Source organism: Oryzomonas japonica (assembly GCF_008802365.1).
GTDB classification, from domain to species: domain Bacteria; phylum Desulfobacterota; class Desulfuromonadia; order Geobacterales; family Pseudopelobacteraceae; genus Oryzomonas; species Oryzomonas japonica.
This window is the reverse complement of record NZ_VZQZ01000010.1, coordinates 105,194-117,797: the sequence shown is the minus strand read 5'-3', so window position 1 is coordinate 117,797 and position 12,604 is coordinate 105,194. Positions and strand designations below refer to the sequence as shown.

Sequence of the window (12,604 nt, the reverse complement as noted above, 5' to 3'; positions counted from 1 at the left end):
AGATGAAACGACTGATCAGTGCAGCGATTGCCACCATGCTTGCGGTTCCGGCCTTTGCCGGGGCCAACGATGCTATCGACAGGGCCGCCCGGGAGAAGGGCGCCGTGAAGACCGCCTCGGGCATGGTCTACCGCTCCCTCAGGGATGGCAAGGGCGCGTCGCCCCAGGCCTCCAGCACCGTCGAGGTCAACTACCGCGGCACCCTGACCAACGGCAAGGAGTTCGATAGTTCCTACAAACGCAACCAGTCCATCAGCTTCCCCCTCAACGGGGTCATTCCCTGCTGGACCGAAGGGGTGCAGAAGATGAAGGTGGGCGGCAAGGCCAAGCTGGTGTGCCCCCCCGAACTGGCCTACGGCTCCCGCGGGGCCGGCAGCGCCGTCCCCCCCAACGCCACCCTGATCTTCGAGGTGGAACTGCTCAACATCAGGTAGGTTGTTTCTTCCTACAGGTCCCATTGGTCCTATAGGTCCTAGGACTTATGGGACCCATGGGACTTATAACCGGCTTCTTTTTTCCTCTCCTCAGAGATAAATCCCCCCCGAGACCTCCACCCGCTGGCCGTTGATCCAGCGGCAATCGTCGGACACGAGCGCCGCCACCGCGCCGCCGATGTCGTCCGGCTGGCCGACCCGCCCCAGGGCGGTTTGGGAGGCGATCATCCGGTTGGCGTCGGCGTTGTCCCGCACCATGCCGCCGCCGAAATCGGTTTCGATGGCGCCAGGGGCGACCGTGTTCACGGCGATCCCGCGCGGCCCCAACTCCTGGGCCTGGTAGCGGGTCAGCACCTCGACGGCACCCTTCATGGCGGCGTAGGCGGCAAAGCCGGGGAGCGCGAACCGGGCCAGCCCCGACGAGACGTTCACGATCCGGCCGCCGTCCTTGATGAGCGGCAGGAGCCGCTGGGTCAGGAAGAAGGCCCCCTTGAAATGGATGTTCATCAGCAGGTCGAACTGCTCCTCGGTCGTCTCGGCAAAGGGGGCGTTGATGCCGATGCCGGCGTTATTGACCAGGACGTCGAAGTCGGGGCGCCCCCACGTTTCCGCCAGGGCCGCCCCGACCCGTTCCCCAAAGCCGGGAAAGCTCTTGTGGTCCGCCACATCCAGGGGCAGGGCCACGGCCTTGCGGCCGGTTCCCTCTATCCGGGCGACGACCTCTGCGGCCTCCGTTTTCTTGCTGTTGTAGGTGATGATGACGTCATGCCCCTTGGCGGCCAGGTGCAGGGAGATGCTCTTGCCCAGGCCGCGGCTGGCGCCGGTTATCAGTGCGATGCTCATGGTCGGTTCCTTTCTGCTGGTAGAGGTTGCACGTCCCCTGGGACGTGTGGCCACAGGGGGGCTTCCAAGTCCTTTGGGGTATGTCATAGTATACTACAACCCTGCCGAAATGCAGAAAATCGGATCAAAGCACACCATGGGTGGGCCCCGATCCGATTTTCCGTCATGGCGGCGGCAGACTGCCCGGAATTACGAGTATGAACTAACCGCACGGGACACGACTAGTAGCCCAGGGTGTTCAATACGGTCCTGCAGGCATCCACCTTGGCCTCGAGCTGTTGCACTTCGTCCTTCGTGTAGGGTACCGGCTTTTTCCCCAACTCCTTTTGCAGCATGGCAATCCGCTCGTAGACGTTGTCGTTCTTGATGGCGTCATCGCACCCTTTGGTGTTCAACAGGGCGAGGTCCTTGCCCTCGCCGCTCCTGGTGTCGTCCGCTGCCGCTGCCGCCATGGGGAGTGCCAGGGCCGCCGCGACGAACAGCATGATGATCCTATTCATATTCGTTCTCCTTGTCCTTGATGGGTTGTTGTGTTTACCCTTTCATGGTCAAGGTTGCCACAATCGTGCCAATAATTATTACCAGTTATATCAATAGTTTACTGTTTTAAGACGAGTCGTGATAGCAATATGTTGTTACGCTGTTTGTCGTATGTTGCGAATATTGCTGAAATGGCAACATATTGCGATATCGGGTGCAGAGAATTCGAGGCGTACCGGAAGGAGGAGCGGATGGTCAACAGGGACGAGCTTTTCGGGAGGTGACGAGCAGGTCTGGCGGCGGCCGCTCGGGGAGAGGATGACACAGGTCCCATACGTCCTCTTGGTCATATGATCCCAGGACGTAGGGGCCCCCTGGGAGTTATGAAAACCCCGCCCCTCAGGGGGGTGCGAGGGGCGGTTCCCCCTGTGGGGCGCGCTTTTCGAGCACGGCGGTGAACCAGAAGGTCGAACCCTGCCCCTCGACGCTCTCGACACCCATGGTTCCGCCCATCATCTCCGCAAACTGCCGGGAGAGGGCCAGCCCCAGGCCGGTGCCGCCGTATCTGCGGGTGGTGGAGCTGTCCACCTGGGTGAAGGGCTCGAAGATCAGGTTCAGCTTGTCGGCCGGTATGCCGATGCCGCTGTCGCGCACCAGGAAGCGGAGGGTGACGCTGCGCCGGTCTTCCGTATCCTTGGAGATGTGCAGGGAGACGGAGCCGTGGTGCGTGAACTTGACGGCGTTGCCCACCAGGTTGGTGATGATCTGGCGCAGACGGCCCGGGTCCCCCTTCAGCGGCAACGGGACATCCGGGTCGATCTCAGCGGCGAGTTTCAGCCCCTTGGTGCGCGCTTCCACGGCAAGGAGGTCCATGGTCCCGGCCACGGTCGCCCGGAGGTCGAACTCCTCGGTTTTCAGTTCGATCTTGCGGGCCTCGATCTTGGAGAGATCGAGCACGTCGTTGACCATGGTGAGGAGGCAGAGGCCCGATTCCCTGACCACCTCGGCATACTCCCGCTGTTCCGGGTCGAGCTTCGTGTCCAGCAGCATGCCGGTGACGCCGATGATGCCGTTCATGGGGGTGCGGATCTCGTGGCTCATGTTGGCGAGGAACTGTCCCTTTGCCAGGCTGGCGGCCTCGGCCGCCTTCTTTGCCTGCCGCAGAAATTCCTCCGCCTGTTTGCGCTCGGTGATGTCCCGGATTCTCATGATGGTCCTGACGACACCCGCCGAGTCGCTGAAACGGCTCAGGGAAACGTCGCCGGGGAAGCGGCTCCCGTCCCTTCTGGTGAAGTTCAGCTCGCCGTTGAACTGCCCGGTATGGGCCTTGACCGCGAGGGCCTCCCTGTTGGGCCCGTCCCCGGGGTCCATGATGGCGTCCCTGCCGACGGCCAGGAATTCCTCCCGGGTCATGCCGAAAAGGTCGCACGCCGCCGGGTTCGCGGAGATGACGGCCCCATCGGGCATGGTCACCACCAGGGCGTCCCGGCTCTGCTCGAACAGGAGCCGGTGCCGCTCTTCGCTCTCGGCCAGGGCCAGGCTGGCTTTGTGCAGGGTTTGCAGGGGATAGGTGCGCAGCAGGTAGAACACCACCAGGGCAAAGACCGTGGAAGCGGCGGCGAGGAAGAGGGTGGCGCACCAGAGGGGGACCAGGGAGCGGGAGGTGGTGAGGCGGGCCACGACCGTTCCGGCATCGTAGATGTCATGGACGCCGGAGAGGCGCGGCGGCGGTACGGTTATGGCGTTCCGGGCGATGACCTCGCCCCTGGTGTCGGTGATGACCCGCTCTTCGTCCATGCCATGGTCCAGGCGGCGGTCGAGCATCTCCGAGAGCCGGAGTTCCTCGAAGCGCCACATGGTCGGGTTCTTTTTCACGATGTCCGTCACGGCGTTGGCGTTCAGCTCGTTCTGGGCATCGATGGTGCCGCGCAGGTACTGGTATGAAATGGCGAAATAGGCGACCGGCACCAGCAGCGCGATGAGGAGCGAGACGGCCGCGGCCGTCACAAGGGAGATGTGCCGTATGGAGAGGTCGATCCTATTCATACGCCGCTGGTCGGGCCGTGACCAGAACGCCGGCCTTCTTGGCAATGGCCCGCCCCTGGGGGGAATGGACGAAATTCAGAAATCTCCGCACGGCGGGCGGCGGGTCGGGGCGGGTGACGAAGTTGATCTCCTTGGCAAGGGGGTAGGTGCCGCTGGCTACCGTCCGGGGTGACGGTTTGACCCCGTTCAGGGAGAGGGCGACGAGGGGGAGCCGGTTCACCAGGACGCTGGTCAGCCCGGTCACCCCAAGGGCTCCGGGGGTTTTTACGACGGTCTGGTACGCATCCGCGTCGGTGACCGCGACGAGCATCCCCGGCCGTGCCAGGGCCGCGCTCATGGCGCTCTCCATGCCGGGGGAAAGGGTGCGCATGATCCGGGTGTCGATATCCTCGCGGGGGCGGAGCACCAGCCGGATGGCTTCGCCGTTGCGCCACCTGTAGGTCTTGCCGGCATAGATCTGTTCCAACTCCCTGGTGGTGATGGTGGTAACGGGGCACTCCTTCTCCGCGACGATGGCCAGGGGGGTCCTGCCGTAGGGCGTTGCCCGCGCCCCTTTCGCCGCTTCCTCCGGCTTGAGCGGCCTGGCGCTCACCGCCAGATCCAGGGAACCGGCCAGGAGCGCCTTGATGGCGCCGGAACTCCCCAGCGGGGGGGCCATCTCGATGCGGACATCGTGGTCGATCTTCCCGTACGCCTGGACGAGCGGCTTCATCATGTCGAGGCAACTGCCGGATCCGTTGACGCGTATGGTCTCGCCGGCCGGGCAGGTGTGTGCCCCGGCACCGGAGGCCACGAGAAAACAGAGACACGAAATGAGTGTTTTGATCCACTGCATAGGCCGAACTCCTCGGCTCGCAGGTTACGGACGGCTGCTGCGCCGATCCCCGCGCGGTTCCTTGAGCGTAGATAACGGCAGTGGAAAATTTTAATTAAGTATATCACGACACGGTATCGCCTGCAATGGGGTGATAGCTGCCCGGTCCCTGCCGGCCGACCTTTGACAAACCGCGGGCACATGGTACACTGCATACAGGTGGCCTTGAATGGCAATGTGATAAATATTCAATAATAACGATATGATAGTGCCTTGGCCGGCAGGGGGGACGTTTGTTCGAAGGGCTTTTTTGCGAACGGGTCCCGCGGATGGCGTCCCCGGCAGGTCCGGCGCAGTTCTACCGTTGTAACGCGAGGAGGCGGCATATGAAACGATTCGACAAAATAATGATGGCAACCGATTTTTCCGACAACTCCGATTACGCCTTCGACTATGCCCTTGCCCTGGCCAGGCAGTTCGACGCAGAGCTGACCATCGTGCACGTGATCAACGAGCCGGCCGACCTGCGCGGGATTTATGTCCCCGAGATCACCTACGAGGAGTTGGAAAAAGAGATCAACCAGGGTGCGAAGGATATGATGGCGAAATTCTGCAAAAACAAGCTGGCGGACTACGGCAACTACAAGACCGTTATTGCCAGCGGCGTCCCGTTTCAGGAGATCATTGCCAAGGCGGACGAGACCGGCGCGGCGCTGATCGTCATCGGGACCCACGGCCGCACCGGCCTTGAGCATCTCGTCTTCGGCAGCACGGCCGAGCGCGTTGTCCGGGCGGCGCACTGTCCGGTGCTCAGCGTCAGGCTCCCGGTAAAATAGTCTTGCTTGCTGCGGCGCGCCCTTCAAGGTCCTGGGGACGCCACCACTTTTGAAGACGCCAGAGGCGAGGCCGGTATCCTGTGGCCCCGGCCGCCCCACTGTCAGGGGATGCCGGGGCTGTTTTCATTGTGGGGCACAGCGCACTCCCCTGGCCCCTTGCCCCGTTATCGCCCGCCTCCCGCAACCCCTCGCCGGCTCACCGGTCCCCCTTTTCCAGCAGGCCCCGGCCGATCGCTCTGTTCCTGACCAGCTTCTGTTTCGTCTTTTTCGAGGCCGTGAGCGTTCCGGCGCGTATCCGGTTCAGGGCCTCTTCGCTTATGGCCAGGAACCTCCTGTAGTCGCCCCTGGTGTAGGCCCGGTTCGCTGCGGCCAGATAGGCTTGGGCGGTTTTGAACGAAGAGCTTTTTGGCGGGACCGCGCGCCGTTGTTGCGGCACGCGCTGTCCCCGAGCCTGTTCGGGCGGCGGTGGCGTTGCGGTTGGCGTTGCCGTCGCTGGTTCTTTTGCCGCTGCCGGCTCTTGGGCCGGTTGGGTGGGGGGCGATAACGGATTGGGGTTATTCATCCGGTCCGCGGGATTGTAGATGTTTGATGCGGGGTTCTCGATCTTGAACATCTCCGCCCTTGCAGGCGCATTCAGGCAAAAGACGACAACGATTCCGGCGGCTGCTCTTCTCATGGGCATGGTTTCCTCGCGTTCCCGTTCATCCGTAGCAGGCTGTTGCTCCATGATGCGCTTCGGAAGGCGCCGATACAAACCAATCAATGTACCTGGTGTCCCGTGTGTCACTTCCGCATGATCAGGGCGAGGCCGCCGAGGGTCAGGAGGATGCCCATGATGCGCGCGACCGAGAAGGTCTCCCGGTAGACGAGGATGGCGACCGGGATGAGCATGAGCGCCGCCAGGCCGTTGACCGCGATGCCGGACCACTGGAGAGAGCCGCCGGTGCGGTAGAGGAACAGGAAGCCGATCTCGATCAAAAACGCCCCGGCGCCCAGGGCGGCCACCGGCCACTGCAACGCCTGCGTGCCGCAGGAAACGTGCGCCGGGCTCTGAAAAAACGGCAGGGCCGCGGCCGACAGCAAAAACGCGAAGCCGTAGGCGCCCATGAGGATGATCATGGGGTTGGCGGTAGCCGACAAGGTCTTTTGCCCGATATGGTAGATGGCATTGCCGCCGGCGGCGATGAACAAGAAAGCGATGAATGGTTTCACGACCGTGTGCTCCGATCCGTTTTTCTGGCAAGTCCCCAACGCGCGGTGGGGCAGGCCCGATCGTTACCGGATGGGCATGACGATCCCCAAGACGAACGGGGCGAATCCCGAGCCCTTTTCCTGCCAGCGCGCAGAGCTGTTCACAGAGCGTGTAACACGTCCGTTGCCGATTGTCCATCCCTGCACGGCACCGCGCATCACCTCCATGCGTCCCCCATCGACATCCCGACCGGCGCAACAGTGACGCAAACAGACGCCCGGATTGCCTCAAGGCGTCTGTTTGTCGTTTCCGCGGGCTGTTTTTGTGTCACCTAGGGGACCGTAACGATCCTGGTGAAGAGATAATCGTTATCCGCCACCGGCGTGTGACAGCCGAAACACTCCTGGACGAACCCGGCGTCCTTGCCGTAGGGCTTCAGGTCGTTCCCCACAAACCGGGCATAGCCCCACCCACCGGTCGCCTTGTACTTCACGGCATCCTTCACCATGAACTCCACCTGGGCGAAGGCCCCCGGCACGGTGGCGACCGGGAAGGATGGGTGCTTCTCCGCCTTCCAGGCCACCTTGGCCAGCACGCTGCCGTCCGGGAGCGGCTTCGTGCCGGCACGCAAGGCGGCGACGGCGATCTCGTTGCCGGTGACGATGCGGATCTGCCCCTTGTCCTCCCGGTAGGACGGGGCGACGACCTTCCAGCTCAGGTAACCGGGATACAGGGCAATGCCGTTGGGAGCCACCGGCCGGTCCACGGCACTACCGGAGCCTGCAACCGCGAGCAGAGCTATACAAGCCACAACGATTCTCAGCATACTCTCCCCCTTTGGGCGGAGGCGCGCGCGGCACCCCTGCCGGTATTGGAACACCTGTGCCAAGCATAGCAGGGAATCGGTTGTTGGCAATGGGGGGACGAGGGTTGGGGGGCACTTACCCCCGCCGGTCACCAGGCCAGCTTGAGGGCTGCGCGGCCGAAGGGGGCGCCGTCCAGGTTCATATCGGCCCGGTTGCTGTCGTAGAAGACGAACTTTCTGGCAAATGCGTAGCCCCCGGCGATGCCGAGCTTGGCAAATGAGCAGATCCGGATTTCGGCCCCGGCCACGGCCCGGTAATCCCGGTAGGTGATGACCTTGGCTCCCAGGGCGGGATCGTGCAGTTGGTATTCGCCCCCGGCGAACTCGCCCCCCGCGAACAGCTCGGTATCCTTGTCCGGCCGGTAGATGGCGCCGGTACGGGGAAACCCGAGGGCAAAGGTCCATTGCTCCGTGGGCGTGTACACGAGCCCCAGCACGGGGAGGACCGGATAGGAACGATTCATCCCGGTGTAGGCGAGTCCTCCCAGGAGGAACAGGCTCCGGGAAACCTGAAAGCCGGCATGGGCCGCCACCGGCACCCGGATATCGCTCCCGGTGAATCCCGTGAAGTCGCTGGCGACCGATGGGGAAATCCGGAGGCCCAGGGTGAGCGCTTTGTTGACATGGTACTCCGCCCCCAGGTTCAGGGAGATCAGGTGCAGCGCGTCGGGCAGGCGGGCGCTGTCCGGGGCGTCGATTTCCCGGAGCGAGTAGTTCATACCCGCAGACAGGTCAAGCTGGGGAGTGACGACGAAGCGCCGGCTAAAGCCCGCCTTTACCTCGCCCATGGTGAGGTCGCCGCCGGTGCTGCGGATTTTGCTGGCGGGGAGCCAGGTCGTATCGACGGTGGCCTCCGTGAGGGGGCGCTCCGGCCGCACGGAGGCGGCCACGGCCTCTTTAACCGGTTTGGTTACCTCATCGGTGTCCTGGGCCAGGGCGCAGGACGATGCGGCAACCGTTATCAGGCAGCAGAGGGTGGAAAACGCAACCTTCATGGTCATGGTATCGGTCTCTCTTTCAAAAAATCAGGTAGGGGCCAAGCCCACGGGACAACATACCTCACGGGCGGCGCCGCTGCCGCTCATGCCGGCTGCGTCCCTGTAATGGCCCCGATAATAGAGGGCAACGCGCGGCCCGTCAAGCCGGTTGACCGCAATCTCCACCGATCGCCCCTTGGCTGCGTGCCGTCCCTGCACCGTGGAAACGAAAGAGGCACCCGGATTGCCTCCGGGTGCCTCTTCCCATGCCGTTTTGCCCGAGAAACGCCGAATCCGCTCCGGCTTCCCCGCGTATCGTTACCGCGGCTGGTATCGCTGCCGCACCCACAGTGCCCCTCTGCCCATCACGCGCACGTCTTTTCCAGTTCGCCGAGGATGTCGAGCAGGACGGTGGAGTTGTCCACCATCTCCTGGCACAGCTCGGCCGCCTTGTCGCGGTCGCCGGCGTTGTGCGCCATGACGGCGGCACGGCCCAGTTCGTGGACCCTGGCATGGGGCTGGACAATGCTCTTGAAGGTCGGGAGATGGCCGCAATGCTCGCTGCCCGTGGTGTCGTACCATGTGCCGAAGGCGCAGCCGTGGTGGTCCGGCAGGGTGGAGGGGTCGGTTTTTGCCGCACCGTCCAGGTGTGCCCGGATCTTGCCCACAAAGATCATGTGGGCGCTCTTGGCCTTGTTGATGATGAGGGAATTGCTCTCTTCGATCTTGAAGGCGCCGATGGCGTCCATCAGGGCCGCTGAAAGACTGGTGAGCTTGTTGGCTTCGGCGGTGATGTCCCGCGATTCGTTGGAGGTCGCGTGGGCAATCTCGGTGACATTCATGATATTGTGGGACACCTCGGTGGTAGTTGCGGTTTGCTCTTCGGCGGCCGTGGCGATCTGATTGACCTGTTGGGTTACCACATCGATGCGCTGGAGGATGTGCTGCAACGCCTCTCCCGATTGGGCCGCGCCCTTGCTGCCCCGCTCCACCTCGGCCACCCCCTCTTCCATGGCCGCCACCGCCGACGTGGTCTCCTCCTGGATGGACTTGATCATCTCGCCGATCTCGCGGGTCGCCCGGGTGGTCCGTTCGGCCAGAGCCCTGACCTCGTCGGCGACCACGGCAAAGCCGCGCCCCTGTTCCCCCGCCCGGGCGGCCTCGATGGCCGCGTTCAGCGCCAACAGGTTCGTCTGGTCGGCGATGTCCTCGATGGTGCCGATGATCTCGCCGATCTGGTTGGAGCGGCGTCCCAACTCCTCGACGATCTGTGCCGAGCCCTTGACCCGTTCGGCGATCCGCGCCATTCCCGTTACCGTCCCGTCCACCACATCGGCCCCCGCGACAGCCACCTCGCTGGCGCCTTGGCCTTCCTGCGCCGCATCGTTGCAGTTGCGGGCTATGTCGGACGACGTCGCCGCCATCTCCTCGCTGGCGGTGGCGATGGTTGTGGACTGGCTGGCGAGGGTCTCGGAGTTCCGCGCCAGGCCGTCGGCCAGCTTGTGGACGCGGTTGGCGGCGACCGATACCTGGATGCTGCTCACCGAGACCTTGCCGATCGTATCGGCCAGTTTCTGGGTCATATCGTCCACTTCGCGCGCCAGTACGCCCATTTCATCGTGGGAATCGAGGCCTGAGCGGGCCTTCAGGTCCCCGGAGGCGACGGTGGAAAGCACCTGGATAACCCTGGCCAGCGGCCGGGTGATGGAGCGGAAGATCGTGAAGCCGAACAGGAGCGCAACGGCGATGCACAGGAGGCTCATGGCGGCCATGCCCCCCTCGATCTTCCTGGCGCGCTCCGTGTCGGTCTTGGTCATCTCCCGTGCCGCCTTCACCTCGGTCTCGACGATCTTGGCAATCGCAGCGGCCGGTTTTTCATAGAGCGGCGCTGTCGATGTTACGGCAAAGTCAACGACCGCCTCATGCCCCTTGCCGCCGTTGGCCGCCGACTCAATGGCCTGTTTCGCCAATTTTTCCCCCTGGAGCAGGTACGCCTCGAAGCCGTCGCCGAACTGCTTCAGCAGATCCTTCTCCTGGTCCGGCATCTTTGTTTCGCCGAGTTTTTTGATCCCCTCGCGGATCGCGCCCACCTGTTTGAGCATATCGGCCCGTTTGTCTTCCAACTGATGGGTATCGGTAAGGGACAGCATGTAGACCAGATCCAGGCGGATGGTGAGAAAATTCTTCACCAGGCTGTCCGCGACGGCAACCTGGTTGAGACCCTCATTGGCTTCCACGATGCCGCCGGACGTATCGCGGATGCCGTAAAGGCCCAGACCCGCCACCACGGCCACCGCTACACACGTCACAATGGTTAAAAATACCAGCTTTGTTTTTACCTTCAGGTCCGACCACTTCATGTTTTTCCTCCCCCCCGGCTTTGTGTCGCATTTCTCTTCGGGCATGCCGTGAATAAAAAACAGGCATGTTTAATTTGAGAACCGCAATAAGTACATTAATCTATATGAATTGTCAAACAACTTGGGGATAGGCGAAAGCGGCATGGGGGGAGGGACGTGGTCGATGGTGCAGAAGCCGTACGATTATCGCGCAAATTTTGGTACATCGTGGGGAACGGGTGAGGGGGCAACATCGCGCAAAGGGCAGGGAAACCGCCGTTGCCGTTATCGCCCGCGTGCCATATGCCGCGTCGGCACGTACGCCCGTGTAACAGTGCCAAAGCTTCCGGGCGGGGCGCACCTCACCCCTGGCTGTTCCGCAACTCCTTGATCACCTCGATGATCTCGCCCCGGTCCAGGATGCCCTTCTTCTCCAGGACCGTTATCAGGGCCAGCATCTCGTAGCTGTGTGAGACCACGAGCTCCTCCAGGGAGAGCGTCCGTTCGTTGTCAGGCTTGTCGTCCGTCATGGTGGCTCCTTTGCGCCGGTCGTTTCTGCTTGAATGAATACTTCTTGTCTTCCGTCATGACATGGTCGATGAGCCACTTCCACAGGTGCAGCACGATCTCCTTGGATACCACCACCTCGTTTGCCACGTGGGCATGGTGGTACTTGTCTATCCTGGCGGCAAACGCCCGGTGCTGGACGATGTGCTGCTCAAGGCCGCTATAGTCCAGGTCCTTCATATGCTGTTCTTCCGCATGGAAGTGATACGCGCTGTAGGATGCCAGTTCCCCGATGACCGCACCCAGGGGGGCGGCTTCATTCTTCTTCAGGCAGGTGTCGTAGAGCTTGTTGAATATGCCGAACAGGTCCTTGTGATGATTGTCCAGCTCTTCATCGGCTACGGAATACGTGTTGTTCCAGGTGAAATGCTCCATGTACTTCTACTCCCGTTATGTTTCCAGCCGGTCGGCCGCTCTGGCGGCGTTACCGTTTTCCCCGATGTTTTTACCCAAAAAAACGCCCATTGCGTAAACAATGGGCGATTGTGCTATGGCCGGGCCATCTTTGTCAACGGATTACCTGACCGGCCCTTGGGATCGGCCGGCCCTTGGCGTGTGCAGGGCCGTGTCAGTTGAAGAAATACCGTACCCCGAAGGTCATGGAGAAGCTGTCGGGATCAAACTCGCCGACCTTGCCGCCCCCGGCCTTGATGTCGGCATTCGGGGCGATGACCCCTTTGAGCTCGGACGTCAGGGCCAGTTGGCGCATGACAAAATAGTCCACCCCCGCCTTGACGTGTATCCCTGCCACGGTGTCCACATCCAGGCCGTTGTTGGCCCCGTTGATCAGGATGTCCAACCCGGCGCCGACATAGGGGACCAGTTTTTTAACCGGGAGGTTGAGATAGCGGTACTGCGCGCCCAGAGAGATATTGGTGGTATCGAAATCCGTGTTCGTGTCCGTGCCGAAACCGGTATGGGTGATCTCGAATTCCGCCGCGAAATTATCGAGGATACCGAAGATAAGGCCGCCGCCGCCGATGAAGCCCGTATCCGTGTGCCCCCTCCCGACCACAATGCCGGCGCTGACCGCATCGTTGTCCGCCGGCACCAGAAAGCCTATTTCGCCGGTGATGCCGAGTCTGCCCTTGATGCTCTCCGCACTATTCGTTTCCGCCGCCATGGCACTGACGGTAACCAGGCTGCAAACCAACACCAGACATGTCGCAATCATTTTTCTTTTCATACGCTTCCTCCCCTATCGTGTGTAT

General features: G+C 62.4%; 14 protein-coding genes. 2 read left to right on the top strand and 12 right to left on the bottom strand.

The annotated features are described in order from the left end of the window. Positions 1–2 precede the first annotated feature (2 nt). The gene (locus F6V25_RS14745) at positions 3–434 is read left to right on the top strand and encodes an FKBP-type peptidyl-prolyl cis-trans isomerase (RefSeq protein ID WP_151129380.1); all 432 of its coding nucleotides are present in this window, start codon (positions 3–5) and stop codon (positions 432–434) included. Between the two features lie 90 nt (positions 435–524). On the opposite strand, the gene F6V25_RS14740 is transcribed toward F6V25_RS14745, so the two are convergent. The 4 genes from F6V25_RS14740 to F6V25_RS14725 form a co-directional block, all read right to left on the bottom strand. Next, positions 525–1,277, bottom strand: a complete 753-nt coding sequence (locus F6V25_RS14740) for an SDR family NAD(P)-dependent oxidoreductase (RefSeq protein WP_151129379.1) — start codon at positions 1,275–1,277, stop codon at positions 525–527. 221 nt (positions 1,278–1,498) lie between these two features. Beyond that, positions 1,499–1,777 (bottom strand): hypothetical protein, encoded by a 279-nt coding sequence (locus F6V25_RS14735; protein WP_151129378.1) that lies wholly within the window; start codon positions 1,775–1,777, stop codon positions 1,499–1,501. A gap of 379 nt (positions 1,778–2,156) precedes the next feature. Next, positions 2,157–3,803, bottom strand: coding sequence for a hybrid sensor histidine kinase/response regulator (locus F6V25_RS14730; RefSeq protein ID WP_151129377.1), 1,647 nt, complete (start codon positions 3,801–3,803; stop codon positions 2,157–2,159). Beyond that, complete coding sequence (locus F6V25_RS14725) at positions 3,796–4,638, bottom strand: substrate-binding domain-containing protein (protein WP_151129376.1); 843 nt, start codon at positions 4,636–4,638, stop codon at positions 3,796–3,798. Before F6V25_RS14725 ends, F6V25_RS14730 begins: the two co-directional genes overlap by 8 nt. A gap of 365 nt (positions 4,639–5,003) precedes the next feature. On the opposite strand from F6V25_RS14725, the gene F6V25_RS14720 reads away from it, so the two are divergent. Next, a complete protein-coding gene (locus F6V25_RS14720; protein ID WP_151129375.1) occupies positions 5,004–5,453 on the top strand; it encodes a universal stress protein in 450 nt (149 codons plus the stop codon). Between the two features lie 196 nt (positions 5,454–5,649). Here F6V25_RS14720 and F6V25_RS14715 read toward each other — a convergent pair whose 3' ends face one another. From F6V25_RS14715 to F6V25_RS14685, 8 genes are all read right to left on the bottom strand, one after another. Further along, positions 5,650–6,129 carry a hypothetical protein gene (locus F6V25_RS14715; RefSeq protein WP_151129374.1) on the bottom strand — a complete coding sequence of 160 codons (480 nt, stop codon included), beginning with the start codon at positions 6,127–6,129 and terminating at the stop codon, positions 5,650–5,652. 107 nt (positions 6,130–6,236) lie between these two features. Beyond that, on the bottom strand, positions 6,237–6,665 hold the full coding sequence (locus F6V25_RS14710) for a hypothetical protein (RefSeq protein WP_151129373.1): 429 nt from the start codon (positions 6,663–6,665) through the stop codon (positions 6,237–6,239). Positions 6,666–6,976: 311 nt separating this feature from the next. After that, positions 6,977–7,471, bottom strand: a complete 495-nt coding sequence (locus tag F6V25_RS14705) for a cytochrome P460 family protein (RefSeq protein WP_151129372.1) — start codon at positions 7,469–7,471, stop codon at positions 6,977–6,979. Between the two features lie 128 nt (positions 7,472–7,599). Next, positions 7,600–8,511, bottom strand: a complete 912-nt coding sequence (locus tag F6V25_RS14700; protein ID WP_151129371.1) for a DUF6268 family outer membrane beta-barrel protein — start codon at positions 8,509–8,511, stop codon at positions 7,600–7,602. A gap of 341 nt (positions 8,512–8,852) precedes the next feature. Then, positions 8,853–10,847 carry a methyl-accepting chemotaxis protein gene (locus tag F6V25_RS17460; protein ID WP_191966213.1) on the bottom strand — a complete coding sequence of 665 codons (1,995 nt, stop codon included), beginning with the start codon at positions 10,845–10,847 and terminating at the stop codon, positions 8,853–8,855. A gap of 341 nt (positions 10,848–11,188) precedes the next feature. Continuing rightward, entirely contained in the window at positions 11,189–11,356 is a 168-nt protein-coding gene (locus F6V25_RS17075; RefSeq protein WP_191966212.1) for a hypothetical protein, read from the bottom strand. Next, a complete protein-coding gene (locus F6V25_RS14690) occupies positions 11,337–11,768 on the bottom strand; it encodes a bacteriohemerythrin (RefSeq protein WP_151129369.1) in 432 nt (143 codons plus the stop codon). The genes F6V25_RS17075 and F6V25_RS14690 overlap by 20 nt, the downstream gene beginning before the upstream one ends. A 193-nt stretch (positions 11,769–11,961) precedes the next feature. Further along, on the bottom strand, positions 11,962–12,579 hold the full coding sequence (locus tag F6V25_RS14685) for an outer membrane beta-barrel protein (protein WP_246167059.1): 618 nt from the start codon (positions 12,577–12,579) through the stop codon (positions 11,962–11,964). Between the last annotated feature and the right edge of the window lie 25 nt (positions 12,580–12,604).